The sequence below is a fragment of the Kitasatospora setae KM-6054 genome, assembly GCF_000269985.1.
Classification (GTDB): Bacteria; Actinomycetota; Actinomycetes; order Streptomycetales; family Streptomycetaceae; genus Kitasatospora; species Kitasatospora setae.
On record NC_016109.1, the window covers coordinates 664789 to 689881 of the forward strand.

At 75.1% G+C, this 25093-nt stretch carries 25 protein-coding genes; 10 read left to right on the forward strand and 15 right to left on the reverse strand.

What is annotated here, in order from left to right; genetic code table 11:
• Window positions 1-33 precede the first annotated feature (33 nt).
• Complete coding sequence (locus KSE_RS02845) at window positions 34-726, reverse strand: response regulator (RefSeq protein ID WP_014133758.1); 693 nt, start codon at window positions 724-726, stop codon at window positions 34-36.
• Entirely contained in the window at window positions 723-2321 is a 1599-nt protein-coding gene (locus tag KSE_RS02850; protein ID WP_014133759.1) for a sensor histidine kinase, read from the reverse strand. The genes KSE_RS02845 and KSE_RS02850 overlap by 4 nt, the downstream gene beginning before the upstream one ends.
• Window positions 2322-2613: 292 nt before the next feature.
• Here KSE_RS02850 and KSE_RS02855 point away from each other — a divergent pair, with 292 nt between their 5' ends.
• The 4 genes from KSE_RS02855 (at window position 2614) to KSE_RS02870 (ending at window position 6042) form a co-directional block, all read left to right on the forward strand.
• Window positions 2614-3438 carry an ABC transporter ATP-binding protein gene (locus tag KSE_RS02855; protein WP_014133760.1) on the forward strand — a complete coding sequence of 275 codons (825 nt, stop codon included), beginning with the start codon at window positions 2614-2616 and terminating at the stop codon, window positions 3436-3438.
• Window positions 3428-4291, forward strand: coding sequence for an ABC transporter permease (locus KSE_RS02860; protein ID WP_014133761.1), 864 nt, complete (start codon window positions 3428-3430; stop codon window positions 4289-4291). The genes KSE_RS02855 and KSE_RS02860 overlap by 11 nt, the downstream gene beginning before the upstream one ends.
• Before the next feature lie 40 nt (window positions 4292-4331).
• Complete coding sequence (locus KSE_RS02865) at window positions 4332-5390, forward strand: ABC transporter substrate-binding protein (RefSeq protein WP_014133762.1); 1059 nt, start codon at window positions 4332-4334, stop codon at window positions 5388-5390.
• Between the two features lie 148 nt (window positions 5391-5538).
• Window positions 5539-6042: a tetratricopeptide repeat protein gene (locus tag KSE_RS02870; RefSeq protein ID WP_014133763.1), complete on the forward strand. Its 504-nt coding sequence runs from the start codon at window positions 5539-5541 to the stop codon at window positions 6040-6042.
• Here KSE_RS02870 and KSE_RS02875 read toward each other — a convergent pair.
• The 6 genes from KSE_RS02875 to KSE_RS45585 all read right to left on the reverse strand — a co-directional run bounded on the left by KSE_RS02875 (window position 6026) and on the right by KSE_RS45585 (window position 10505).
• Complete coding sequence (locus tag KSE_RS02875; protein WP_014133764.1) at window positions 6026-7762, reverse strand: serine/threonine-protein kinase; 1737 nt, start codon at window positions 7760-7762, stop codon at window positions 6026-6028. The genes KSE_RS02870 and KSE_RS02875 overlap by 17 nt on opposite strands.
• A gap of 92 nt (window positions 7763-7854) precedes the next feature.
• The gene (locus tag KSE_RS40825) at window positions 7855-8277 is read right to left on the reverse strand and encodes a hypothetical protein (protein WP_051055091.1); all 423 of its coding nucleotides are present in this window, start codon (window positions 8275-8277) and stop codon (window positions 7855-7857) included.
• 73 nt (window positions 8278-8350) lie between these two features.
• On the reverse strand, window positions 8351-8623 hold the full coding sequence (locus tag KSE_RS40830; protein ID WP_014133766.1) for an HAD family hydrolase: 273 nt from the start codon (window positions 8621-8623) through the stop codon (window positions 8351-8353).
• A gap of 26 nt (window positions 8624-8649) precedes the next feature.
• Window positions 8650-8823 carry a hypothetical protein gene (locus tag KSE_RS44135; RefSeq protein WP_014133767.1) on the reverse strand — a complete coding sequence of 58 codons (174 nt, stop codon included), beginning with the start codon at window positions 8821-8823 and terminating at the stop codon, window positions 8650-8652.
• A 358-nt stretch (window positions 8824-9181) separates the two neighbouring features.
• A complete protein-coding gene (locus KSE_RS02890) occupies window positions 9182-9838 on the reverse strand; it encodes a DUF4232 domain-containing protein (protein ID WP_014133768.1) in 657 nt (218 codons plus the stop codon).
• 172 nt (window positions 9839-10010) lie between these two features.
• The gene (locus KSE_RS45585) at window positions 10011-10505 is read right to left on the reverse strand and encodes a MarR family winged helix-turn-helix transcriptional regulator (RefSeq protein WP_014133769.1); all 495 of its coding nucleotides are present in this window, start codon (window positions 10503-10505) and stop codon (window positions 10011-10013) included.
• An 89-nt stretch (window positions 10506-10594) separates the two neighbouring features.
• Here KSE_RS45585 and KSE_RS02900 point away from each other — a divergent pair, with 89 nt between their 5' ends.
• The 4 genes from KSE_RS02900 to KSE_RS02915 all read left to right on the forward strand — a co-directional run bounded on the left by KSE_RS02900 (window position 10595) and on the right by KSE_RS02915 (window position 14702).
• On the forward strand, window positions 10595-11659 hold the full coding sequence (locus tag KSE_RS02900; protein ID WP_014133770.1) for an ABC transporter substrate-binding protein: 1065 nt from the start codon (window positions 10595-10597) through the stop codon (window positions 11657-11659).
• A gap of 126 nt (window positions 11660-11785) precedes the next feature.
• Window positions 11786-13273, forward strand: coding sequence for an APC family permease (locus KSE_RS02905; RefSeq protein ID WP_014133771.1), 1488 nt, complete (start codon window positions 11786-11788; stop codon window positions 13271-13273).
• On the forward strand, window positions 13270-14292 hold the full coding sequence (locus KSE_RS02910; protein ID WP_014133772.1) for an acetamidase/formamidase family protein: 1023 nt from the start codon (window positions 13270-13272) through the stop codon (window positions 14290-14292). The genes KSE_RS02905 and KSE_RS02910 overlap by 4 nt, the downstream gene beginning before the upstream one ends.
• 83 nt (window positions 14293-14375) lie before the next feature.
• Window positions 14376-14702, forward strand: a complete 327-nt coding sequence (locus KSE_RS02915) for a putative quinol monooxygenase (RefSeq protein ID WP_014133773.1) — start codon at window positions 14376-14378, stop codon at window positions 14700-14702.
• A gap of 28 nt (window positions 14703-14730) precedes the next feature.
• Here KSE_RS02915 and KSE_RS02920 read toward each other — a convergent pair whose 3' ends face one another.
• Window positions 14731-15693, reverse strand: a complete 963-nt coding sequence (locus KSE_RS02920) for a TerC family protein (RefSeq protein ID WP_014133774.1) — start codon at window positions 15691-15693, stop codon at window positions 14731-14733.
• A 127-nt stretch (window positions 15694-15820) separates the two neighbouring features.
• Between KSE_RS02920 and KSE_RS02925 the strand changes: the two genes are divergently transcribed.
• Window positions 15821-16249, forward strand: a complete 429-nt coding sequence (locus KSE_RS02925; protein WP_014133775.1) for a protein-tyrosine phosphatase family protein — start codon at window positions 15821-15823, stop codon at window positions 16247-16249.
• 83 nt (window positions 16250-16332) lie between these two features.
• The gene (locus tag KSE_RS02930; protein ID WP_014133776.1) at window positions 16333-17403 is read left to right on the forward strand and encodes a winged helix DNA-binding domain-containing protein; all 1071 of its coding nucleotides are present in this window, start codon (window positions 16333-16335) and stop codon (window positions 17401-17403) included.
• Between the two features lie 39 nt (window positions 17404-17442).
• Here the strand turns inward: KSE_RS02930 and KSE_RS02935 are convergent, their stop codons facing one another.
• The 6 genes from KSE_RS02935 to KSE_RS02965 all read right to left on the reverse strand — a co-directional run bounded on the left by KSE_RS02935 (window position 17443) and on the right by KSE_RS02965 (window position 25068).
• Window positions 17443-18936: a PP2C family protein-serine/threonine phosphatase gene (locus tag KSE_RS02935; protein WP_014133777.1), complete on the reverse strand. Its 1494-nt coding sequence runs from the start codon at window positions 18934-18936 to the stop codon at window positions 17443-17445.
• Window positions 18937-19143: 207 nt separating this feature from the next.
• Window positions 19144-19866: a hypothetical protein gene (locus tag KSE_RS02940; protein ID WP_014133778.1), complete on the reverse strand. Its 723-nt coding sequence runs from the start codon at window positions 19864-19866 to the stop codon at window positions 19144-19146.
• On the reverse strand, window positions 19863-21020 hold the full coding sequence (locus KSE_RS02945) for an NAD(P)/FAD-dependent oxidoreductase (protein WP_231873114.1): 1158 nt from the start codon (window positions 21018-21020) through the stop codon (window positions 19863-19865). The genes KSE_RS02940 and KSE_RS02945 overlap by 4 nt, the downstream gene beginning before the upstream one ends.
• 160 nt (window positions 21021-21180) lie before the next feature.
• Window positions 21181-23175 (reverse strand): LodA/GoxA family CTQ-dependent oxidase, encoded by a 1995-nt coding sequence (locus KSE_RS02950; protein ID WP_014133780.1) that lies wholly within the window; start codon window positions 23173-23175, stop codon window positions 21181-21183.
• Window positions 23176-23398: 223 nt separating this feature from the next.
• The gene (locus KSE_RS41930; RefSeq protein WP_014133781.1) at window positions 23399-24013 is read right to left on the reverse strand and encodes a hypothetical protein; all 615 of its coding nucleotides are present in this window, start codon (window positions 24011-24013) and stop codon (window positions 23399-23401) included.
• Window positions 24014-24069: 56 nt separating this feature from the next.
• Window positions 24070-25068 carry a LacI family DNA-binding transcriptional regulator gene (locus KSE_RS02965; RefSeq protein ID WP_014133782.1) on the reverse strand — a complete coding sequence of 333 codons (999 nt, stop codon included), beginning with the start codon at window positions 25066-25068 and terminating at the stop codon, window positions 24070-24072.
• Window positions 25069-25093 lie beyond the last annotated feature (25 nt).

The window sequence follows — 25093 nt, forward strand, 5'->3', positions numbered from 1 at the left end:
TGGTCATCGCTGCCGCCGCCGGCCGCTGGCACGTCACCGGCCGGCGGCGGCCAGCAGGTAGCGGTGTTCGGGGCGGCCGGTGTCGCCGTAGCGGAGCGAGAGGCGCAGGCGGTGGTCTCGGGCGAGTTGTTTGAGGTAGCGCTGGGCGGTGGAGCGGGAGAGGCCGGTGGCGTCGGCGACTTCCTGGGCGGAGAGGGGGGTGCCGGCTCGGCGCAGTGCGTCGAGGACGAGGTCGGTGGTGGGGGCGCTGTGGCCTTTGGGGAGGGGGGCGGTGGTGGGGGTGCCGGTGCGCAGGGCGGCGAACATCCGGTCGACCTCGTCCTGGGAGGTCTCGCGGGCGGCCGGTCCGGCGAGGGCGTGGCGGAGGTCGGCGTAGGCGGTGAGTTTGTCGCGCAGGCCGGCGAAGCTGAAGGGTTTGACGAGGTACTGGAGGGCGCCGTGCTGCATGGCGGCGTGCACGGTGGAGACGTCGCGGGCGGCGGTGACCATCATGACGTCGCAGCGGATCCCGGCGTCGCGCAGTCGCCGGACCAGGGCGAGTCCGGTCTCGTCGGGCAGGTGGTGGTCGAGCAGGACGAGGTCGACGGGGGCGCGTTCGAGCGTGGCGAGCGCTTGGGCGGCGCTGTGCGCGGTGCCGGTGACCCGGAAGCCGGGGACCTTCGCGACGTAGGCGGCGTGCACGTCGGCGACCCGGAAGTCGTCGTCGACCACGAGGACGTCGATCATGCGTTCTCCAGTACGGGTTCGGTTCCGGCGGCGCGCAGGGCTTCGGGGAGTTCGACGGTGAAGCGGGCGCCGCCGAGCGGTCCGGTGCCGACGGCGAGTCGGCCGCCGGTGCGTTCGGCGAGCCGGCGGACCAGCGCGAGGCCGAGGCCGCGGGGGCGGTGGGCGGGGGCGTCCTTGCTGGTCCAGCCCTCTTCGAAGACGCGTTCGCGCAGGTCGGCGGGGATGCCGGGGCCGCTGTCGGCGACCTCGACGAGCAGGGTGGATCCGACCGCGCGCAGCCGGACCTCGACGGTTCCGCCGGGGGCGGCGTCCATCGCGTTGTCGACGAGGTTGCCGAGGACGGTGAGCAGGGCGCGGGGGTCGTGCAGGGCGTCGGGGAGGTGGCTGTCGGGGGTGACGGTGAGCCGGATGCCGCGTTCGTCGGCGACGGCGGCCTTTCCGGCGAGCAGGGCGGCGGTGTGCGGGTCCTGGACGTGGCGGCCGATCCGGGCGGCGCGGGCGGCCTGGGTGCCGGACTGTTCGGAGATGAAGGCGGCGGCCTGGTCGTGGCGGCCGAGTTCGAGCAGGCCGAGCAGGGTGTGCATCCGGTTGGCGTGTTCGTGGTCCTGGGCGCGGAGGGCTTCGGTGAGGCCGCGGGTGTGGTCGAGCTCGCGGACGAGGGATTCCAGTTCGGTGCGGTCGCGGAGGGTGGTGACGGCGCCGCCGTCGGCGGTGGCCATCCGGTTGACGACCAGGACGCGGTCGTCCCGGACGGCGGGCAGGTCGGCGCCCTCGACCCGGCCGGTGAGGACGTCGGCGAGCCGGCCGGGCGGCAGCAGGTCGTCGACGGTGCGGCCGGCGCAGTCGTCCGGGAGGGCGAGCAGGCGCAGCGCCTCGTCGTTGGCGAGCCGGATCCGGCCGGCCGGGTCGAGGGCGAGCATGCCCTCGCGGATGCCGTGCAGCATGGCCTCGCGTTCGATCAGCAGGGCGGCGATGTCGGCGACGGCGATGTTGTGGGTGCGGCGCTTGAGCCGGCGGGCGAGGACGAGGGTGGCGGCGAGGCCGACGACGAGTCCGGCGCCGGCGCAGAGCAGGATGCCGCCGGCCATCGAGACCAGCCGGCCGCGGATGGAGTCGTCGCTGAGGCCGACCGAGACCTCGCCGACGATCCGGCCGTCGGGCAGCCGGAGCGGGACCTTGCCGCGGGCGGTGCGGCCGAGGGTGCCGTCCTGGATGGCGGTGACGCTCTCGCCGCGCAGCGCGGGTTCGGGGTCGGTGGAGACGCGCAGGCCGATCCGGGCCGGGTCGGTGTGCGAGAGCCGGATGCCGCGGTCGTCGGTGATGACGACGAACTCGGCTCGGCTGGCGCGCCGGATCCGTTCGGCGGTGTCCTGCGCGGTGGCGGCGTCGCGGTCGGCGGCGGCCCGGGCGACGGCCGGGTCGGCGGCGGTGACCTGGGCGATGGACAGGGCGCGCTGCATGGCGTCGCGGTCGAGTTCGGCGCTGACCGGCGCGAGGAACAGGCCGGCGGTGACGGCGGTGACGCCGACGGTCACCACGGCCTGGCTGAGCAGCAGCTGGGCGAAGACCCGGCGCGGCCAACGCAGTCGTCGCATCGCGGTGTCCTTCCTGGTCAGGCCCGGTACGAGGGGTGCGGGGCGAGGGGGTGCGGGGCGGGGGGATCGGGGGTGAGGGGCCACCTTACGTTTCCGTGATGTTTCTGTCAGCTCACCCCGGTGTTCCGCCTCCGGTTGTTGTAACGGAAGCAAAACGAGCACAACAGCCCTCAACGCGGCAAAGCCGCGTTACGCCCGCAAGGCTCCCGCCGCCCCGGCCGCCCCTCGTAGCGTCCCGGTCCACAGCACAGCTGGCCGGCGAGGGAGCCGGCCGGGGAGGTAGGTGGTTCACGTGGACCCGCAGCAGGCCGGGGCCGTCCCGGCGATCGAGTTGACCGGGGCGACCAAACGCTTCCGGACGCCGTCCGGCGCCTTGCACACCGCCGTCCGGGAGCTCGACCTGACGGTCGCGCCGGGCGAGTTCGTGGCCGTGGTCGGCCCGACGGGGTGCGGCAAGTCGACGACGCTGACGCTGGTCAGCGGGCTGGAGGAGCCCACCGAGGGCGAGGTGCGGGTGTACGGGGAGCCGGTGTCCGGCATCAACGAGCACGTCGGCTTCGTGTTCCAGCAGGACGCGGTGTTCCCGTGGCGGACGGTGCTGTCGAACGTGATGGCGGGGCCGAGGTTCCGCGGCGTCCCGGCCGACCAGGCCCGGGAGAAGGCCCGCGACTGGCTGTCCCGGGTGGGCCTGTCGGCGTTCGAGGACCGTTACCCGCACCAGCTGTCCGGCGGCATGCGCAAGCGGGTGGCGCTGGCGCAGACCTTCGTCAACGACCCGCGGATCCTGCTGATGGACGAGCCGTTCTCGGCGCTGGACGTGCAGACCCGGGCGCTGATGTCGGACCAGCTGCTCGACCTGTGGGCGGGCACCGGCTCCTCGGTGGTCTTCGTGACGCACGACCTGGACGAGGCGATCGCGCTGGCCGACCGGGTGGTGGTGATGACGGCCGGCCCGGCCACCGTCAAGGAGGTCTTCACCGTCGACCTGCCGCGCCCGCGCACCGTGGAGGCGGTCCGGCTGGAGCCGCGCTTCGTCGAGCTGTACCGAGAGATCTGGGCCTCGCTCGGCGAAGAGGTCCGGATCACCCGTGAGAGAGGAGCGGGTCGTGCCGCTTGAGACCGCTGTCGCCCCCGCCGCCCCCGCCGCCGCGACCCGCACCGAGGTCCGCGAACGGGCCGCCCGCAACCGGAGGCTGGGCGTGTACGGGGCCCGGGCCGCCGTGCTGGCCGGCTTCCTCGGCCTGTGGGAGGTGGCCGCCCGCACCGAGCTGATCGACCCGTTCAACTTCTCCCAGCCCTCGAAGATCTGGGCGCAGATCTGGCAGTGGGTCACCCACGGCACCGCCCAGGGCTCGCTGGGCGAGCAGGTCGGCTACACCCTGTACGAGGCGCTGACCGGCTGGGTGATCGGCGTGGTCGGCGGCGTGCTGCTGGGCATCGCGCTGGGCCGGATCCGGTTCCTGGCGGACGTGTTCGGCCCGTACATCAAGGTGCTGAACGCGATCCCGCGGATCGTGCTGGCCCCGATCTTCCTGATCTGGTTCGGCCTGGGCCCGGCCTCGAAGGTGGCCTCGGCCGTGGTGCTGGTGTTCTTCCCGGTGTTCTTCAACGCCTTCCAGGGCGCCCGCGAGGTGGACCGCAACCTGGTCGCCAACGCCCGGATCCTGGGCGCGAGCAACCGGAAGGTCACCCTGCAGGTGGTCATCCCGGCCGCCACCACCTGGATCTTCACCAGCCTGCACGTCAGCTTCGGCTTCGCGCTGATCGGCGCGATCGTCGGCGAGTACATCGGCGCCACCAAGGGCCTGGGCCTGATGGTCGCGGCCGCGCAGGGCACCTTCAACGCGGCGGGCGTGTACGCCGCGATGACCATCCTGGCCGTGGTCGCGCTGTTCACCGAGGGCCTGCTGACCTTCGCCGAGAAGCGCCTGTTCCGCTGGAAGCCGGCCGACGCCGGCGACGGCCGCTGACCCCTCCCCCACCCGTTCACCCCTGAGAGGCTCCCCCACCATGCGCAGAACCGCTGCCGCCGCCCTCGCCGCCGTCCTCCTGCTGCCGCTGGCCGCCTGTGCCAACGACGCCGCCACCTCGCACAACGGGGCCGCGCCGGCCGGGAAGAAGGTCGACGGGCCGACCGTCAAGATCATGGTCGGCGGCCTGGACAAGGTCATCTACCTGCCCGCGATGCTGACCCAGCAGCTCGGCTTCTTCGCCGACGCCGGGGTCAACGTCGAGCTGCTCAGCGAGCCGGCCGGCGTCAACGCCACCACCGCGCTGCTGGCCGGCGACGTGCAGGGCGCGGTCGGCTTCTACGACCACACCATCGACCTCCAGGCCAAGGGCAAGAGCGTCGAGTCGGTCGTCCAGTTCTCGCAGGCCCCGGGCGAGGTGGAGGTGGTCTCCGCCAAGCAGGCCGACGCGATCAAGTCGGGTGCCGACTTCAAGGGCCGCAAGCTGGGCGTGACCAGCATCGGTTCCTCCACCGACTTCCTGACCAAGTACCTGGCGGTCAAGAACGGCGTCAACGTCAGCGAGTTCAGCCCGATCGCGGTCGGCGCGGGCCAGACCTTCATCGCCGCGCTCCAGCAGGGCTCGATCGACGCCGGCATGACCACCGACCCGACGGTCGCGAACATCCTGTCCAAGCAGCTCGGCACCGTGCTGTACGACATGCGCACCCCGGAGGGCTCGAAGGCCGCGCTCGGCGGGCTCTACCCGTCCTCCTCGCTCTACATGAACACCGCGTGGGTGGACGGCCACAAGGAGACCGTCCAGAAGCTCGCCGACGCCTTCGTGAAGACCCTCAAGTGGATGAACACCCACACCCCGGAGGAGATCGCCGCCCAGATGCCCGCCGACTACGCGCAGGGCGGCAGCGCCGAGTACGCGGCCGCGATCAAGGCCACCCTGCCGATGTTCACCACCGACGGCGTGATGCCCGCCGACGGCCCGAAGACCGTCCTCGCCGTCCTGGCCGCCTTCCACCCGGACGTCCAGGGCAAGGAGGCGAGCATCGACCTCGCCAAGACCTACACCACCGAGTTCGTCGCCAAGGCCGCCACCGGCTGACCCCCGCCCCGGCTCCGGCCCGCTGACCCCGGACGGCCGACCCCGGCCCGCGGCCCCGTCTCCCCGGCTCCGGGGGGGCGGGGCCGTTCCGCCGTCGACTCCCCTTCCGTCCGGCTGCCCTGAGGCCCGGTCAAGGATGCGGTGACCGGTGGGAGGGGAGCGCCGACGGCCGGTTCCTGGGCAGCGGCTTCCTGGCCGCCCCGGGCTGGTCGTCAGCTGCGCGCACGTGGTGCGGGCCGGGTGCGGGAGCGGCCTCGCCGTCCGGCACGGCGCCACCACCCGTCCGGTCCGGGCCGAGGACGTCCGGATGGACCCGGTGGAACCCGGCCCCGGGCCGCTCCACGCCTTCCCCGACCCCGCACTGCTCCGGCTGCCGGCCGCAGCCCCGGCGGTCGCGCCGCTGGCCGACGTCGAGCGCTACCGGCAGGCCGTCATCCTGAGCACCCGGGTCCTGGGCCCCGAGCACCCGCACACCCTCGTCGCCCGCAGCGCGCTCGGGCACGCCCACACCGCCGCGGGGCGCCCGCAGCACGCCGCCGTCCTCCTGGAGGAGACCGTCAGCGCCATGCGGCTGGTACTGGACCTGCGGCATCCCGACCCCGGCACCGCGCTCGGGCGGCTGGCCGCCGCCCGGGTCAGTCGGTCGACTTGACGACCTTGAGCACCTTCCCGGTGGCGCCCGCCGTGAGGTAGCCGCCGCCGCTGCCCTGGTCGTCGGAGAGGTAGTAGCGGATGGTGATCTCGTCCGCGAACCAGCCGTAGTCGACCAGCAGGTAGCGGTCCTTGGGCTGCGGGACGTCGAGCCGGCTCTTCGCGGTGGCCGTGACGGTCGGGAGCTGGTTCCAGTCGATCTTGCCGAGGTCGACGAGCTTCTTGGCGCTGATGCTGTCGACGGTGCTGCCGTTGCTGACGGTGATCTTGCCCGCCCGGTAGTCGACCATGTCGTAGCGCGCCGGGTTGTCCTTGCGGACCACCCTGGCGTGCGCGTTGTCGGAGCGGACCGTCATGTCGATGATCGTGGAGCTGCCGGTGCTCGTCCGGATCGACTCGACCAGGGCGCGGGCGCCGTCCGGAGTGAGCAGGTCGGTGCCGGCGGCGGGCGCGCCGGAGCCGGAGCCGGAGCCGCCCTTGGGCGGTGTCGCGGACGGCACGGCGCCGGACGGGGTGGCGGGCGGCGCGGCCCCGGTGGCCGTCCCGGCGGCCGTCCCGGCGGTGGCGGGGGCGGAGGCCCCGGCGGCCGACGTCCCGCCCTTCTTCTGCTCCTCGAACAGCTTCGGCCCGAACGCCCACCCGAGCAGCCCGAGCGCCGCCACCGCCGCGACCACCGCCGTCAGCACGGCCCCGCTCCGCCGCCGCGACTCCGGCGCCGGCGCCGGGCCCGGCCGGACCTGCTCGGTCGGCGCGTACCCGCCGCCCCCGCCGTGCGTCCCGTGCGCCCCGTGCGCCCCGTGCGTCTGGGTCGGGCTGTACGGGACGGTGCCGTTGGTCTCGGTCGGGGAGAACGCGGGGCTGCCGCCGAGAGTCCCGTCGATGCCCTGTTCGGCGGCGGCGAGGAGCCGGTCGAGGCGGACGGCGTCGGGCCGCCGGGCGGGGTCGCGGTCGAGCAGCGCGCTGAGGGTGGGGCCGAGCGGGCCGGAGCGGGCGGGGGGCGGCAGCGGCTGGTCGAGGATGGCGGCGAGGGTGGCGATGCTGGTGGCGCGGCGCAGCGGGTGGTGGCCCTCGACGGCGACGTACAGGGTCATGCCGAGGGACCACAGGTCGGAGGCGGGGTCGCCCTCGTGGCCGCGGATGCGTTCGGGGGCGATGTACTCGGGCGAGCCGATCAGCGCCCCGGTGGCGGTGAGGCTGGTGGACTCGCTGAGCGCGGCGATGCCGAAGTCGGTGAGGACGGGGGTGCCGTCGGCGCGCAGCAGGACGTTGCCGGGTTTGACGTCGCGGTGCTGGATGCCGGCGGCGTGGGCGGCGGTGAGCGCGGCGAGCAGGCCGCGGCCGATCCGGGCGGCCTCCTGCGGGGCGAGCGGGCCGCGGGTGATCCGGTCGTGCAGGGAGCCTCCGGTGACGAGTTCCATCACCAGCCAGGGGTGGGCGAGTTCGGCGTTGTCGACGATGTGGTGGATGGTGACCACGTTGGGGTGCTGGAGCCGGGCGAGGGCCTGGGCCTCGCGCAGGACGCGTTCGCGCAGTTCGTGCGCGGCGGCGGGGTCGGCGGCGAGCATCGCCGGGTCGGGCGGGCGGACCTCCTTGAGCGCGACCTCGCGCTGCAGCATGGTGTCCCTGGCCTTCCAGACCAGTCCCATCCCGCCGCCGCCCAGCCGCGCGAGCAACTCGAAGCGGCCGTCGATCAGTTGGCCGCCCGGCCCGGCTGTCGTCATGGCGCTCATCGTAGGGGTTGGCGCCGACGCCCTTCGAACGCGGCCGCGCCGCCGGGCCCGCGACGGCCGGGGGCGCGGGCGGGGGCGGGGGCTCAGCGGCCGCCGGCCGGGGCGAGTTCGACTTCGGGGCCGTGCTGGCGGGTGCCCCAGCCGGTGCGCGGGCAGGTGAGGGCGGCGTACCAGCGCAGCGGGCGCAGGACCGTCCAGGACCAGAGGGCGGCGAGCGGGCTGAGGGCCCAGGTGGCGAGTTGGGAGCGCCGTGCACCCGGCCGCGCGCAGCCGCCGCCCGAGGTCCGCGGGCCGGTCGGGCGCGTACGCCTTCCACGCGCAGGGCAGTCCGCGGGCGGCGAAGTACCGGGCCTGCCCGGCGATCGCCTCGTCCGCCCGGCGCCGTCCGCGCCCAGGCCGGACGGGAGCACCCCGTTCCAGTCGTGCGGCTCACCGACCTGCCGCACCACGGCCCCGTCCCGCTCGACCCGGGCGGTGGGGCTGTCGGGCAGCACCTCCCGGCGCATCCGGCGGTCGAACAGGGCGGGTACGGCGGGCTGGTCCGTCTGCCCACCCCGGCACGGCGGCACCGCCCGCCGGTCAGGAGTGCGCGCAGGGCAGCAGCACCGCGCCGGGGCCCGGCGCGTGGCGGACGGGGGCGGCCGGGCCGGCCGGGTCGCCCGGCGGGCAGGGGGTGTCGGGGCCACAGACGTGGACGGCGGGCCAGCTGCGGGCGGCGGCGGGGGCCAGGTCGGCGGTGCGGCTGTCGCCGATGACGCAGCAGACGGTGCGGTCGGGGCCGAGCGCGCGCTCGACGGCCGCGAAGAAGGCGGGGTGCGGTGTGGCGTGGCGGATCTCGCCGGAGACGAACACCCGGGCGAAGTGGCCCTCCAGGCCGCTCAGTCGGAGCTTGAGACACTGGAGCCGGGGGCGCCGTTGGTGATCAGCCAGGCGTGGTGTCCGGCGGTGACGCGGGCCGGCAGGACGGACGCGCCGGGCAGCGGGCGGACCAGCGGGCGGACCAGCGCGCGCCGGTGGGCGCCGAACAGTCGGTCCGCGGCGGCCGCGTCCACTCCCCCGGCGCCCGGCAGTCCGCCCCAGACCGCCGCCCGGTAGCGCAGGCCCCAGGCGGCGGCGTCCGGCAGGTCGGGGTGGGTGAGGTCGGCCCAGAGGGCCTCCCAGGAGCTGACGCCGAGGTCGCGCAGCCGGGGGTGGTGCGGCCCCGCCCGCCAGTGCGTGCGGGCGACGGCCTCCCGGGCGGCCGGGCGGCCGGGAGGTCCGGGAGGTCCGGGAGGTCCGGGAGGTCCGGGAGGTCCGGGAGGTCCGGGAGGTCCGGGAGGTCCGGGAGGTCCGGGAGGTCCGGGAGGTCCGGGAGGTCCGGGAGCAGGGTGTCGTCGAGGTCGAGCAGGACCACCCGACGCGGGTCCACGGTCAGGCCACGGCCTCGAACGGGCGGACGGTGAAGTCGGTGCAGACGTTCAGGGTGCCGTTGTCGACGCCGCCGCTGACCGGGACCTGCACCTGCTCGGTGGTGTCGGGCAGGATCACCGCGACCTTGGTGCCGGTGACCGGGCAGACCAGCCGGCCGGAGGCGCTGCCCTCGAAGTTGACGTTGCTGTAGAGCAGTTGGGCGACGGCGGACTTGCCGGGCGACAGCGTGACGGTGCCCGCGGCCGTCTCCTTCTGCCGGACGGCGTCCAGCGGGGCGGACTTGCCCTGGTCGTCGGCGAGCCGGACGCCCGGGAAGCCGGTCAGCGTGCACGCCTTGCCGGAGGTGTTCTGCGCCCGCAGCTCGGCCAGCGCGGACGACTGCTGGGTGGCCCGGTCGTTGGGGCCGGTCACGGTCAGCTTGACGTCCTTGGCGGTGCACTTGGCGCTCCCGGCGGCCTGCGCGGACGCGCTGCCCGTGGCGCCGCCCTTGCCCGCGCCGGTGGCGCTGGTGGTCGGCGCGGCGGCGGGGGCGGAGGCGGCGGCGGAGGAGGAGGCCGCGGTGCCGGTGGCGGCCCCGTCGTCGTCGCAGGCGGTGAGGGTCAGCCCGGCGAGCAGCGCGACGGCGGCGGTGGCGGTCAGGCGGGTGATGGTGCGCATGGCGGGTCTACCTCGGTGGCGTGGGGGCGGTGGGTGGAGTACGTGCAGGCAGAGTTCTATCGCCCCGTGATCCACACCCGTGTCCCCCGGCCGTCACAACCGCGCTACAGGCGGCGGACACAACGGGCGCCGCCGCCCAAAACCGGCACCGGGTCTGCCCGATGAGGCAGCGTCAGAGCGCGGCGAGCCTGGCCAGCGCCCCGTCCTCGGCGGCCGCGAGGGCGCAGGCGGCGCGGACGGCGGCGTCGTGGGCGGCGGCGAGGGCGTCGAGGCGGGTGAGGCGGGTGCGGCCCCGGCGGGAGAGGTGGGCGGTGATCCGGCGGCGGTCCTGGTCGCCCTGCCGGCGGTAGACCAGGCCGGCGTCGGCGAGGGCGTCGACCAGGCGGCTCAGGCTGGCCTGCGGGATGAGCAGCGACTGCGCCAACTCGCCCATGGCGTGGCCCTGTTCGTCGGCGAGGGCGCGCAGCACCCGCCACTGGTCGACGGTGCAGTCCTCCTCGGCGAGGGCGGCGGCCAGGCCGCCGGTGAGCCGGCGGTGGGCGAGCGCGACGAGTTCGACCAGCAGCGGAGCCGGAGCCGCGCCCGGCGTGGCGGCCTCCCTCGCAGCGGCGCCCGGCGTGGCGGCCTCCCGCGCAGCGGCGCCCCGCGTGGTGGCGTCGGCGGACATCCGGCCTCCCGTTCCGTTCCCCTTGCCGTGACCCGCCCGGGTTTCCCGGCGGCGGGGGTCACGACCATACTCGCACTGGTGAGGACGGAGTGACGCTGGACGCCAGGCTGGTCGACCCGCTCGACGCGCTGCACCTCGGACGGGAGGGCGGCGCGTTCCGGGTCGGCCTCGTCGTGCCGCAGTCCGGGACGCTCGGGCTGACCGGCCCGTCCGCGCTGGACGGCGCGCTGCTGGCCGCGCACGAGGTGAACGCCCGCGGCGGGGTGCTCGGCCGCCCGCTGGAGCTGGTGCTGGTGGACGGCGGCGGCGCGCCGCAGCCGGTGGCCGCCGAGGTGCGCCGGCTGCTCGCGGCGGGGGCGCTGGACGCCCTGGCCGGCTGCCACACCAGCGACGTGCACCGGGCGGTGGAGGAGGTGGCCGCCGAGCGGATCGCGTACGTGTTCACCCCGCCGCACGAGGGCGGCTCCCGGCGGCCCGGCGTGCTCTGCACCGGGATCGCCCCGGCGGCCCAACTCGGCCCGGCGATCGCCCGGTTGACCGAGCTGCACGGTCTGCGCCGGTGGGCGCTGGTCGGCAACGACTACATCTGGCCGCGCAGCGTGCACCGCGCGGCCGCCCGCCTGGCGGCCGGCGCCGGGGCCCGGGTGGTGCTGGAGCGCCGGCTCCCGTTCGGCACGGTCGAGCGGTCCGTCGAACCGCTGCTGGACGAGCTGCGCGCGACCCGCGCGGACGCCCTGCTGCTCAGCCTGATCGGGCGCGACCAGGTGCTGTTCAACCGGGCGCTGCGCCGCAGCGGCCTGGACCGCCGGCTGGTCCGGCTCTCCGGCTCGCTGGAGGAGAACGGCCTGCTGGCCCTGGGCGGCGACGGCACCGGCACGCTGTACGCCGCGATGCCCTCGTTCGCGACCCTGGCCGAGGAGCCCCGCCAACTGCTGGCCGAACGCCACCGGGCGCTCTGCGGCCCGTGGGCGCCGGTGCTGGACGCCTACGCGGTGGGCCTGTACGACGGCCTGCACCTGCTGGCGACGCTGGCCGCCCGCCGCGCCCTGGAGCCGGCCGGCCTGGCCCGGGCGGCCGCCCCGCTGCTGCGCGCCGGGCGGCGCACGGTGCACCTGGCCCGGGCCGAGGGCCCGGGCTTCGCCGTCCTGCCCTGAATCGCTTCCCACCCCCGCCACCACTGCGGGTAACGGTCCCGCACGCCGAGAAAACCCTTCCATCTGGAAATACTTACCCCTACAGTCTCCCCCACACCCGCTGTCCCGTCACGGAGAGGGAGCACCATGGCCGACACACCCGCGCCCCAGGGCATCGAGAACTACGGCTACCGACAGGAGTTGCGCCGCTCCCTGACCTTCACCGACCTGCTCGTCTACGGGCTGGTCTTCATGGTGCCGATCGCGCCGTTCGGCATCTTCGGCAGCGTCTTCCAGGGCTCCGGCGGGATGGTCGCGCTGGCGTACGTGCTGGGCATGGTGGCGATGATGTTCACCGCGCTGTCGTACGCCCAGATGTCGCGGGCGTTCCCGATGGCGGGTTCGGTGTACACCTACGCGGGTCGCGGGATCGGCGCGCCGGTGGGCTTCCTGTCCGGCTGGATGATCCTGCTGGACTACGTGCTGGTGCCGAGCCTGCTGTACCTGATCGCCGGGGTGGCGATGAACTCGCTGGTGGCGTCGGTGCCGGTGTGGCTCTGGGTGGTCGGGTTCGTGCTGCTGAACACGGCGGTCAACTACCTGGGCATCGAGACCACCGCCAAGGTCAACAAGGCGGTGCTGGTCGGCGAACTGGTGGTGCTGGCGCTGTTCGTGGTGGTCGGCGTGGTGGCGCTGGCCGGCGGCAAGGGCCGGGGCTTCGACTTCACGCCGCTGTACAACGGGCACACCTTCTCCTGGAGCCTGGTGTTCGGCGCGGTGTCGATCGCGGTGCTGAGCTTCCTCGGCTTCGACGGCATCTCCACCCTCTCGGAGGAGAACCGGGATTCGGCGAAGGCGATCGGCCGGTCGATGGTGGCCGCGCTGCTGCTGGCGGGCACGCTGTTCATCGTGCAGACCTGGATCGCGTCGCTGCTGGTCGCCGACCCGGACGCGCTGGTGGCGGACGGCGATCCGGACGGCACCGCGTTCTACGACGCGGCGCGCACCGCGGCCGGCGGCTGGCTGGCCACCCTGACCGCCGCCGCGACGGCCGTGGCCTGGGGCTTCGCCAACTCGCTGGTGGCCCAGGCGGCGACCAGCCGGCTGCTGTTCGCGATGGCCCGCGACCGCCAGCTGCCGTCCTTCCTGGCGAAGGTCCACCCGACCCGCCGGGTGCCGGTCAACGCGACCCTGCTGACCGCCGGCGTCTCGCTGGCGCTCGGCCTCTACATGACCTCCCGGGCGGACGGCATCACGCTGCTCAGCTCGCTGGTCAACTTCGGCGCGCTGAGCACCTTCCTGGTGCTGCACGTCGCCGTGGTGGTGCACTACCTGGTCCGCAAGCGCAGCCGGGACTACTGGCGGCACCTGGTCGCCCCGGTGCTGGGCTTCGCGATCCTGGCGTACGTGGTGGTCAACGCGAACATCGCGGCGCAGCGGCTCGGCTTCGTCTGGGTGCTGGTCGGCGCCCTGGTGCTGACCGGGCTGATCGCGACCGGCCGCAAGCCGCAGCTGTCGGTGGCCGAGCCGATCGCCGCCGTCCCCGCCCAGGCTCCCGCGCCCGCGCCCGCGCCCGCCGAGGCTCCCGCGCCCGCCGACTCCCCGACCGATTCCCCCGCCAAGGAGAACCCGTGACCCTGCCCGACGAGATCGTCCGCCTGTCCCCCGGCCCGGAGGACTGGGCCTACACCTTCGGCGGCCGGGGGCCGCTGACCACCGTCCGGCCCGGCAGCGTCGTGGAGTTGACCACCGAGGACTGCTTCGGCGGCAAGGTGCGCGGCGTGGACGACCTGCCCAGCCGGGTCTGCGTGTTCCCGTACCTGAACCCGGTGACCGGGCCGATCGCGGTCGCCGGCGCCGAGCCGGGGGACGTGCTGGCGGTGCACTTCGTGGAGATCACCCCGGCCCGGGACCGCGGCTTCTCCAGCACCTTCCCGCACTTCGGGGCGCTGACCGCGACGCACCAGACGGCGATGCTGCACCCGGCGCTGGAGGAGCGGGTCTGGGTGTACGAGCTGGACGTGGCGGCGGGCCTGTGCCACTTCCGGGCCCGCAACAGCGACTTCGCGGTCGCGCTGCCGCTGGACCCGATGCACGGGACGGTCGGGGTGGCCCCGGCGGCCGGCGAGGTGCTGGCCTCGATCACGCCGGGCGCGCACGGCGGCAACCTGGACACGCCGGAGATGCGCGCGGGCACCACCGCGTACTTCGGCGTCAACGTGGACGGCGGACTGCTGGCGATCGGCGACGGGCACGCCCGGCAGGGCGAGGGCGAGGTGTGCGGGACGGCGGTGGAGGCCGCGATGCGCACCACCGTGATCGTCGACCTGGTCAAGGGCGGCGGGCCGGCCTGGCCCCGGCTGGAGAACGACGACTTCCTGATCAGCACCGGCTCGGCCCGGCCGCTGGAGGACGCGTTCCGGATCAGCCAGCACGACCTGGTCGGCTGGACGGCCGAGCTGCTCGGCCTGGACCAGCTGGACGCGTACCAGCTGGTCAGCCAGGCCGGGCTGGCCCCGGCGGCGAACGTCTGCGACACCAACTACACGATGGCCGCCAAGCTGCCGAAGTCCGTCCTCGGCCGAGCCCGGGCGTACGACGGCCTGCACGACCGGCTGCGGGAGACCGCGGCGGCGTACCTGCGGCACCGCTGACGCGCCGCGGGTGAGGATCTGCGATCGTTGCAGGTGAAGGCACACGCGCGCGTGTGCGAACCCACCGCAGAGGAGCAGCAGCCGTGATCTTCATCGCCGTGAAGTTCACCGTCCGGCCCGAGCACAGCGCCGGCTGGATCGAGCGGGTCGGGGAGTTCACCTCCTCGACCCGCGCCGAGGAGGGCAACGTCTTCTTCGAGTGGTCCCGGAGCGTCGACGACCCGCACCAGTACGTGCTGCTGGAGGCGTTCCGGGACGGCGAGGCCGGAGCGCGGCACGTCGAGTCGGAGCACTTCAAGACGGCGATGGCCTGGATGCCGGACTTCATCAGCCGGACCCCGGAGATCGTCAACGTCGAGGTCCCCGGCACCGGTTGGAGCGCGATGGCCGAGCTCAGCCCGCGCGGCTGAACGGTGCGCCGGCGCCTGGCCCCCGGGGTCAGGCGCCGGCCGCCCGGTCCTGCCTGCGGGAGGCCAGCAGGCTGGCGACGGTGGTGACCGCCAGCACCACCACGATGAAGGCCAGCGAGAAGGCGATGCTGATCTCCGGCACGTGCACGCCGCTCTCGTGCAGGGCGTGCAGGATCAGTTTGACGCCGATGAAGCCGAGGATCACCGACAGCCCGTAGGAGAGGTAGACCAGCCTGGTCAGCAGGCCGCCGATCAGGAAGTACAGCTGGCGCAGGCCCATCAGCGCGAAGGCGTTGGCGGTGAAGACGATGTAGGCGTCCTGGGTCAGGCCGAAGATCGCCGGGATCGAGTCCAGGGCGAACAGCATGTCGGTGGTGCCGATCGCCAGCATCACCGTCATCATCGGCGTCATCAGCCGCCTGCCGTCGATCCGGACGAACAGCTTGGTGCCGTGGTACTCGTTCGTGGACGGCACCCGCTTCTTGATCAGCCGCAGCAGCCGGCCCTCCTCGAACTCCTCCTCGGTCTTGTCCTGCCCGGCCTCCTTGACCAGCTTGACGGCCGTCCAGACCAGGAAGGCGCCGAAGAGGTAGAACACCCAGGAGAACTTGGCGACCAGCGCGGCGCCGCCCGCGATGAAGATCCCGCGCAGCACCAGCGCGATGATCACGCCGAACATCAGCACCCACTGCTGGTAGATCTTCGGCACCGCGAACTTGCCCATGATCAGGATGAACACGAACAGGTTGTCCACGCTGAGCGACTTCTCCGTGACGTACCCGGCGAAGAACTCCACCGCGGGCTTCGAGCCGCCGTACCACCAGACGAAGCCGCCGAACAGGCCCGCCAGCACCACCCACACGGTGGTCCAGATCCCGGCCTCCTTGATCGAGACCTCGTGCGGCTTGCGGCCGCCGATGAAGAAGTCGGCCACGATCAGCGCGATCAGCACCGCGATGGTGGCGGCCCACAGACCCGCGGACACGTCCAAGTGACTGCTCCTCGTCGCAGCCCCGGCGGGGGGCGGTTCGGCAGGGGAAGCACCATCCTGACCGCCGGAGATCGATCCGCCCGCGCGACACACCCGCAGGGCCCGCAGCGCCACTAGGCTCGCCCCCGTGACCCCCTCCTGGCCGCCCGGCACCGCGGGCCTGCTGCCGCTCCCCTCCGGCCGGCTCGTGCGCGGCCGCGGCCTGCGCCGCCCGCTGCCCGCCGGGCCGCCGCCCGACTTCGCGCTGTACCTGCTGGGCGGCCGGCCGCCCGCCACCGACTGGGAGTCGCGCTGGCTGCGCTGGCCCGACTTCCGGCTGCCGGCCGACCGGGCCGACGCCGCCGACGCCCTGCGCGAGACCTGGGCCCGCGCCGCCGGCGAGCGCGTCGAGGTCGCCTGCGGCGGCGGTCACGGCCGCACCGGCACCGCCCTGGCCTGCCTCGCCGTCCTGGACGGCGTCCCCGCCGCCGAGGCGGTCGCCTACGTCCGCGCCCACTACTCCCCGCGCGCCGTGGAGACGCCCTGGCAGCGCCGTTTCGTCGCCCGCTTCCGGTGAACCGCGGATTGCGGACGGGAACTGGCCGCTGCGGCCCGTAGCGTGGCGGCAGGCCCACCACCCGACGGGAGAACCCGCACCGCATGAACGACGTGCTGTCCGTCCGCACCCTGAACCGGACGCTGCTGGAGCGGCAGTTCCTCACCGAACGGACCGGGCTCGGCGTGCCCGGCATGGTGGAGCGGCTGGTCGCGCTCCAGGCGCAGGAGCCGAACTGGCCCTACCTGGGGCTGTGGGCCCGGATCGAGGGGTTCCGGCGCGAGCAGCTGGCCGAACTGCTCGCGGACGGGCGGCTGGTGCGGGGGGCGTCGCTGCGCAGCACCCAGCACCTGTCCGGCGGGGCGGACTACGACCGCTGGCGGCCGCTGCTGCAACCGGTGCTGGAGCGCACCTCGCGGGCCGGCTACTTCACCCCGGCCACCGGCGGCCTCGACCTGGACGCGCTGGCCGCGGTCGGCCGGGAGCTGCTGGCCGGGCGGCGGCTCTCCCGGCAGCAGCTCGCCGCCGAGCTGGGCGCCCGCTACCCCGGGCGGGACGGGAAGCTGCTGGCGGGCGCGGTGCAGCTGCGGGTGCCGATGGTGCACGGCCCGGACAGCTCCGCCTGGGGCGGCTGGAGCCCCCGGACGAACACCTCGCTGGTCCTCGCCGAGCCGCGCCCCGGCGAGCTGTCGGCGGGCGCGGCGGTGCTGCGCTACCTGGCGGCGTTCGGCCCGGCCGGGGTGAAGGACTTCCAGGCGTGGTCCGGGCTGACCCGGACCCGGGCGGTGTTCGAGGAGCTGCGGCCCGGGCTGCGGGTCTACCGGGACGAGCGCGGCACCGAGCTGTTCGACCTGCCCGACGCGGCGCCCGCCGACCCGGACCGGCCCGTCCCGGTGCGCTTCCTCCCCGCCTACGACAACCTGCTGCTCGGGCACGCGGACCGCACCCGGGTGCTCGCCGAGCCGGACCGGCCGCGGGTGATGCCGGGCGCGGCCCGGGTGCTGCCGACCTTCCTGCTGGACGGCTTCGTCGCGGGCAGCTGGGCGGTGAAGGGCGCGGAGCTGCTGGTCACCCCGTTCCGCCCGCTGCCGGCGGAGGCCGCCGAGCGGGTCGCGGCGGAGGCCGGGCGGCTGGCGGCGTTCCTCGACCCCGGGCAGCGGGTGGCGTTCGCCTGAGGTCCGGCCGCACCCGACCCCCGCACCCCCGACGCGACGTCAATCCAGCGCGGCCGCCAGCACGGTGACGTCGTCCCGGCCCCAGTCCAGGCCGAACCGCCCGGCCTCGGCGTGCAGCGCGCGGACCGCCCCGGCGGGGGCGGCCCCGGGGTGGGCGGCCAGCAGGTCGGCGACCCGCGGCTCGCCGAACTCGCCCGCCGGGCCGCGTCCTTCGGTGAGGCCGTCGGTGCAGAGCAGCAGCAGATCGCCGGGGTGGAAGGCGGTGTGGCGCTCGGTCCAGGTGCCGGGTTCGGGCTCGATCAGCGGGTGCAGCAGCGGGCCGGTGGGCTCCAGCCGTTCGACGGTGCCGTCGGCGCGGCGCAGGAACGGGCGCTCGTGGCCGGCGTTCAGCCAGCCGAGGCGGCCGGTGCGCGGGTCGAGGCGGACCAGCACCAGGGTGGTGAAGCGGTCCTCGTCCGGGTCGAGGGTGTGCCAGGCGGCGCGGACCGCGGCCACCGGGTCGGCGGCGGTGCGCAGCGAGCCGCGCAGCGCGCACTTGAGCTGGACGGCGAGCAGCGCGGCGTCCACGCCGTGCCCGGAGACGTCGCCGAGCAGCAGCGCGGTGGTGCCGTCGGGCAGCGCCAGCACGCCCAGGTAGTCGCCGGCCAGCAGGCCCTCGGCGGCGACCAGTTCGCCGTGCGCGCGGACGCCCGGGCCGGCCCGGTGCCGGGAGGCGAGGATCGCGCCGAGGCCCTGCACGCAGCGCCCGTTCTGCTCCAGCGCCTGGTGGTCGCGGCGGGCCTGCCACTGGGCGGCGCGCAGCCGGGTCCGGAGGGTGTCGGCGGCCTGGGCGAGCCGGTTCAGCGCGACGGGCGCCCGGGCGTCGACGGCCCGGGGCGCGCCGTCGTGGCGCATCCGGCGTTCGATGCCGGCCAGCGGGGCGAGCAGTCGGCGGGTGATCTGGCGGGCGGTCAGCCCGGCCAGCACGACCAGCCCGCCGCAGAGCGCGAGCAGGTAGAACAGCACGGCCCGGCTCTCTCGGTCGGCGTCGGCGGTGGTGGTGTGCGCCTCGGCGGCGAGCAGGGCGGTGAGCCGGTCGGCGTGGCCGCGGACGGCCGGGTAGCCCTCGGCGGCGGTGCCGGACGCGGCGCAGGACTCCAGCGCGGCGTCCCGGTCGGCGGTCGGCAGGGTGTCCAGCCAGCGGGTCGTGGTCAGGTCGAGTTCCCGGGCGGCGGCGGCGAGTCGCGGGTGCCAGTCGGAGAGCTCGCGCAGTTCGGGGAGCCGTCCGGCGAGCCGGCCGCGGGCGTCCGCGTGCAGGGCGGCGGCCTGGGCGCCGCCGTCGGCCAGGCAGGCGCTGCGGGCGTCGCCGACCGCGGTGCGGGCCTGGGCGAGGGCGGCCTGGGCGGGGCGGATCCGGTCCTCCAGGTGGCGGACGGTGCTCTCGTGGCGCTCGTTGACCAGGTAGCCGCCGACGGCAGCGGCCCCGGCCACCAGCGCGGACACCGACAGGGCGACGGCCGACAGCGACGGGGGTGCGACGGGGCGCAGCGGCATGACGGCTTCCACTTCCTCCCCCCGGCGGCCCCCGGTGTCCCCCGATGTGCCCCCGGCGGCTCCCGGTGTTCCCCGGTGCCCCCGGCCGGCCGCCCGGCCCCGCCCGATCGGGGCCGTGCTCCCACCCTCCACCCTGCCCCGCTTTCCGCCCCCGGTCACCAGGGCTTTCGTCCCGGGAAGCCGGGGACGGAAGGCGGGCGGGGACGGTTACTGCGCGTTCAGCGAGGTGTTGTTCCACCAGCCCTGGCGGCCCGCGGTGAACGCCACCGCGCGCTCGCCGATCCGCGCCTCGTAGCGGGTGCCGGTGGCCAGCGGGCTGCGCGGCGCGGCGCCGTGCGGGTCCTTGACCGAGGGCACGGTGAGGGTCGCGGCGGGGGCCAGGTCGGCGGCCTGGAAGCCCTGCGGGTCGACGGTGGTGATCACCTCGTCCCAGTTCGGGGCGCCCGCCAGGGTGTGCGTGAGGTGGACCTCGTCGCCCCGGCCGAAGACCAGCTCGGTCAGGTGGTCCGGGTAGCCGGCGTCGGCCACCAGCGGCAGGTAGTGCACCACGTCCTCCTTCCGGCTGCTGACGTCGATCGCCGGGAGCAGCGGGGTGAAGGTCCGCCTGCCCTCGGCGTCGACGGTGACCCGCTCCAGCTCGACCGGCAGCGAGGTGCGGGTGCCGTCGACCAGTTCCCGGAGCGGCCAGTGGCCCTCGGTGAACAGCGAGTAGTAGACCTGCTGGTCCTCGTGCGCGGCCAGGTCGTCGAGGTAGGTGGTGCGCAGCCGGTCGTCCAGGCCGAAGGCGGTGATCAGCTGGAAGGCGTGGATCGGGACGAAGTACAGGCCCAGGTGGTAGCTGAAGACCGTCTTCTTGCCGATCAGCAGGAACCGGTGGCCGTGCCGGTCGCCGGTGGCGCTCAGGGTGTCGGACAGGGGCGGGGTGCTCATACCGGGGTCTCCTCGGTGGTCGTGGTCGTGGTGGTGGCAGTGCGCTGCGGGTGCTGCGGGTGCTGCGGGTACTGCCGGTCCCGCCAGAACGGCCGGTCGCTCCAGCGCCGTTCGGCGGCGTAGTGGCTGCGCAGGGTGCGCAGGTAGGCGGCGCGGACGGCGGCGACCTCCCGGGCGTAGCCGCCCAGCGCCTCCCCGTCCCCGCCGAGTCGGGCGTGCACCGCCTGGCCGGCCCGCAGGCCGGTGAACAGGGCGGTCAGGATCCCCTGCGAGGACAGCGGGTCGAACGCGAGCGCCGCGTCCCCCGCCGCGACCCACCCCTCGCCGTCCACCCGGTCCAGCCACGCCGTGTGCGCGGGCGCCCGCCGCAGCGCGCCGCCCCCGGCGGGCCAGGGGTGCGCCGCGGCCAGCGGGCCGACGTGGCGGGTGTCGGCGAGCCGGGCGGCGAAGGCTTCCCCGGCCGGGCGCGCGTCGCCGCCGTCGGCGTCCGCGTACCAGGCGAGGAGCCGGTGGCCGGTGGGGAGGGGGGCGGTGTACCACCAGCCGTCGGGGGCGGACTCGACGGTGGTCGTGGTGTCGGCGCCGGGCGGGTCGGCGGGGTCGAGGGTGAGGTGGACGGCGACCAGCCGGTCCCGGGTCAGGGTGCGGGCCCCGCAGGCGCGGGCGAGGGCGGCACGGCGGCCGGTGGCGTCCAGCAGCCAGCGGCAGCGGGCCGTCTCCCGGGCCGGGCCGCGCAGTTCGACCGTCCAACCGCCGTCGGGGGTCCGGGCGAGCGGCCGGACGGCGGTGCGCTCGGCGAGCTGGACGCCCTGTGCGCGGGCGCGGTCGCGCAGCCGGCCGTCGAACCGCGGACGGTCGAGGTGCCAGCCGTGGCCGTGCGGGTCGCGGATGCTGTCGGTCGACGCCAACTCCGGGCCGCCCCAGGCCGAGCGGTTGGCCGGGCAGGGCAGGTGGCCGTCGGCGAGGACCCGGTCCGCGCCGAGGTCCCGCAGCAGGACCCGGGCGGCGGCGGGCAGCGCCTCCCCGACCGAGCCGGGCCCGCGACCCGCGTCCGCGAGCAGCACCACCCGTCCGGCCCGGGCCAGCACGATCGCCGCCGCCACCCCGGCCGGCCCGCCCCCGGCCACCACCACGTCGTACCGCGCCCCGCTCACCACCGCACCGCCGGCCACCCGCCGAGCCGTCTCACGCCGCCCCGCCCTCCGGCCGCGCCCCACCACCGCTCACGGACTCCTCGCCCCTCCTCCCCCTCTCCCCCAGGCCCTCCGCCAGGAGCCCCGAACACCCCGAACGCCTTGAACACAGCGAGCCGCCTCACGCCGCCCCGCCCTCCGGCCGCGCCCCGCCACCGCTCGCGGACTCCTCGCCGAACGGGTCGAGCTTGTCGACGTAGCCGACCGCGATCTCGTCGGCTGAGTAGCCGGTGTGGGCGGCGGTGGCGGCGAGGAGGGTGGTGTGGGTGGCGGTGCCGAGGGTGGTTTCGGGGATGTGGAGGGTGACGGTGTTGCGGTCGGGGGAGACGCCTTCGAGCGGGAAGCCGGGGGTGGACTCGACCTGGAGGGTGGCGGGGAAGCGGCCGTCGCCGACGGTGTAGCGACGGGTCTCGACGATGCCGAATTCGTGCCATTCGCCGATGGAGCGGGCGAGTTGTTCGAGGTAGTCGCCGCGCAGGCCGCGCAGCCAGGAGGAGCGGCGGGCGAAGGCGTCCTCGCGTTCGTCGTCGGTGTGGACGGTGCCGGCGTTCTCCTGGTTGACGATCCGGAAGTCCTCTTCGGTGAGGACGTGGTTGGGGACGCGGGCGGGCCAGAAGGTGGGGACGTACGGGTCGTAGCGGACGCTGGGCAGCGCGGTGGACTCGTAGCCGGAGCGGCAGCTCGCGGTGTCGGTCTGCCAGGGGATGGCCATCCAGCGGGTGAGGTCGCCGGGGCCCTGGGCGTGCAGCGGGCCGTCCTCGGCGAGGGCCTGCCGGGTGGTGAGGGCGGGGCCGTAGTCGGGTTCGGTCTGGCCGTCGGGGCGGTGCAGGATGCGGAAGGGCTCCTGGTACATGGTGGGGTGGCGGATCGGCCAGGTGACCTCGCAGCCGGGGTGGAAGGCGTCGGCGAGGCAGAAGTCGAGGGCGGCGCGGTCGAGCAGGGCGGGCTGGTCGGCGACGGGGGCGTCTTCGAGGCGGCGGGGGAAGCCGGGCCAGGGGGTGGTGTCGAAGTCGCCCTTGGCCCAGGCGCCGAGTCGGGCGATCTGGGTGTCGGAGAGGGTCATGTACTGGAGGGGCGACTTGGGCTTGCTGGCCATCGCGTCGCCGTAGAACCAGGGCCAGGGCTGCGGGGAGAGGCCGTCGCGGGCGTGGTCGCGGATCGCGGTCCAGATCTGGCGGCGCGCTTCGCGGTGGCGTTCGGCGGTGCTGCCGAGGCGGGCGAGCGTGGCGGGGGCGAGGAAGTCCTGCGGGCCGCCGAAGCCGTACTGGGCGGCGAAGCCGTGGTTGACCCACTGGAGTTCGTGGAAGCGGCGGAGGATCGGCAGCACGTCGCGCTCGAAGTTGACCCGGGGGTCGGGCGGGATGCTGCCCTGCCGGAGGAAGACGTCGTGCAGCAGGTCCCAGAGGGTGCGCGGGGTCTTCACGTCGGGGGCGTAGTTGGGCGGGGCGACGACGACCCAGGCGCCGTGGACGGGGACGTCCCGGCCGTCCAGGGTGAGGGTGGCGGTGACGGGGCCGTCGGAGGTGTCGTCGTACCAGCCGTCGTTGTTGCCGAAGGAGTGCAGTTCCTCGCCGTTGGGGGCGCCGGAGGTGCCGGTGCCGCCGAGGAAGACCAGTCGGCCGTGGTCGTCGGTGTGCATCCGGCCGAGCGGGACGTCGACGCCGAGGAAGGTGCCGCCGGTGAACTCGACCTGTTCGCCGCTGCCCGCGCGCAGGGTCCTGCGGCCGGGGTCGATGACGAGCTGTCCGCGGTCGGCCTGCTCGGGGTTGCGGCGGGCGGACTGCATGCCGGCCATGTCGGGGATGTCGAAGGCCAGGTCGAAGTTGTACCAGGCGGACTTCCGGTTGGCGACGTGCACGGCCCACTCGATGGCCACTCCGGCTTCCGCGGTGGTGAGTTCGCGCACCACCCGGTCCTGGGCGTCGTAGCCGTAGATCCGGAACCGAGCGGCCTGGCGCTTGATCGCGCCGGTGTCGTCCTTGTGCGCGCCGGGGGTGACGGGCTCGGGCTCGGGGGTCTCCGGGCCGTGGAACCAGCCGTCCGGCCGGGTGCTGTTGCCCAGCCGGGCCAGGCCGATCGCGGGGTGGATCTTCGCGTACGAGATGTCGTCGGTCATCGCGCTCGACGTCCTTTCCGCCGCACCGGGCCGGGCCCGGGCCGGGGTTCGCCGGCGCGCGCAGCAGGGCCTCCCAGTACGGGAGTTGGCGGTTGAGGGGGCGTTGGACGCCCCGCCGTCCACCATGACAGGTCGAGTACGACCGACCGTGCCGGAACCCGCCCGCGCGACGCACCGTCAGCCGAACGAGTGACGGTGCGCCGCGCGGGCGGGCGGGTCGCCGCTACTGCCGGGTCAGCGTGCCGACGGCCACCGTGCGGTTCCAGGCGAAGTCCAGTCCGCCGTCCTTGCGGAGGTCCAGCGTGAAGTCGCCGCTGACGCAGGTCGTGACGGTGTTGCGGACGACCGCCTCGTGCCCGGTCAGCCGCCGGTCGGTGCGCTCGGTGAGCGTCCACCGGGTGGTGCAGCCCAGCGGCGTGTACTCGGCGTCGGCGAACTCCTCGCCGAGCTTCGGCTCGCGGATGCTGACCTTCAGCACGTACTTCCGGCCGCTCTGGGTGATCGTGCCCTGCCAGTCACCGACCCACCCGCCCGCCGGCGACGGCGGGGCGGAGGCCGACGGCGGGGCGGCAGCCGACGGCGAGCCGGCGGGCGGCGCAGAAGTGCCGGGCGCGGGCGCCGACGGCGCGCCGGCCGCCTCGGGCCCGCCCCCGTCCGAGGACGTCGCCAGGAACACCCCGATCAGCGTCGCGACCGCGGTGATCACGGCGGCGATCGCGGTCAGCAGCGCCGGCCACGGCAGCGGCCGCCCCCGCCGCCCGCCGGCCGCGCCCCTCCTGCCGCCTGCCCCGCCCGTGCCGCCCGTTCCCCCGCCGCCACCGCTCGCCTGACCGGCCATCAGCAACCACCCCCGACGGATGGCTACCCCGTCGGGGGTGGAACGGAACCCGGGGTTCAGGCCGTCGGGACGGGCCCGGTGGTGGAGCGGATGACCAGCTCGGGGTCGAAGAGCAGCTCGCCGGTCGGCGTGTCGCGGCCGGCCACCAGGGCGAGGACGCTGCGGCCGACCTCCAGGGCGAGGCGGTCGGCGGGCTGGCGGACGGTGGTGAGCGGCGGGTCGGTGAACTCGGTGATCATCGTGCCGTCGTAGCCGACCACCGAGACGTCGCCGGGCACCGAGCGGCCGAGCCGGCGGGCGCCGCGGATCACGCCGAGCGCCATGTAGTCGCTGGCGGCGACGATCGCGGTGGCGCCGCGGACGAGCAGCGCGCCGGCCGCGGCCTGGCCGCCCTCGACGGTGTAGGACTGGCGGATCACCAGTTCCTCGGGGTGGGTGGCGCCGCGCCGGGCCATCGCGTCCAGGAAGCCGCGGACCCGGCGGTCGGCGGGGCGGTTGCCGGCCGGGCCGGAGACCATGCCGATGACGCGGTGGCCGAGCCGGTGCAGGTGGTCGACGGCGAGTTCGGCGGCCAGCCGGTCGTCGGTGGAGAAGACCGGGGCGGGCACGCCGTCGGCGAACTCGCCGTTGACGCCGACGTACGGGATCCGGCGCGAGCGCAGGATCTCGTAGCTCTCGGTGGCGACGCCCTCGACGGTGTTGGACGCGGAGAGGAACACCACCGCGGCGATGCCCTTGTCGATGATCGCCGAGATGTACTCGGGCTCCTGGACGCCACCGGCGAAGGACGGGCAGAGCACGGTCTTCAGGCCGTGCGGGGCGAGCGCGGACTCGATCCGCTCCGCGACGTCGGCGAAGAACGGGTTGGAGACGTGCTCGGTGACCACGGCGACCAACTGGCCCTCGACGGCCCGCTCGTAGCCGAGGTCGGCCATCGCGCGCTCGACGGCGTCCCTGGTCCGCTTCGCCACGCCCTGCCGCCGGTTGATCACCCGGCTGACGGTGGCCTCGCTCACGCCCGCGTGCGCGGCGATCTCGACGATGCCGATCTTCATGTCCTCACCCTCACCGGAACCCTCA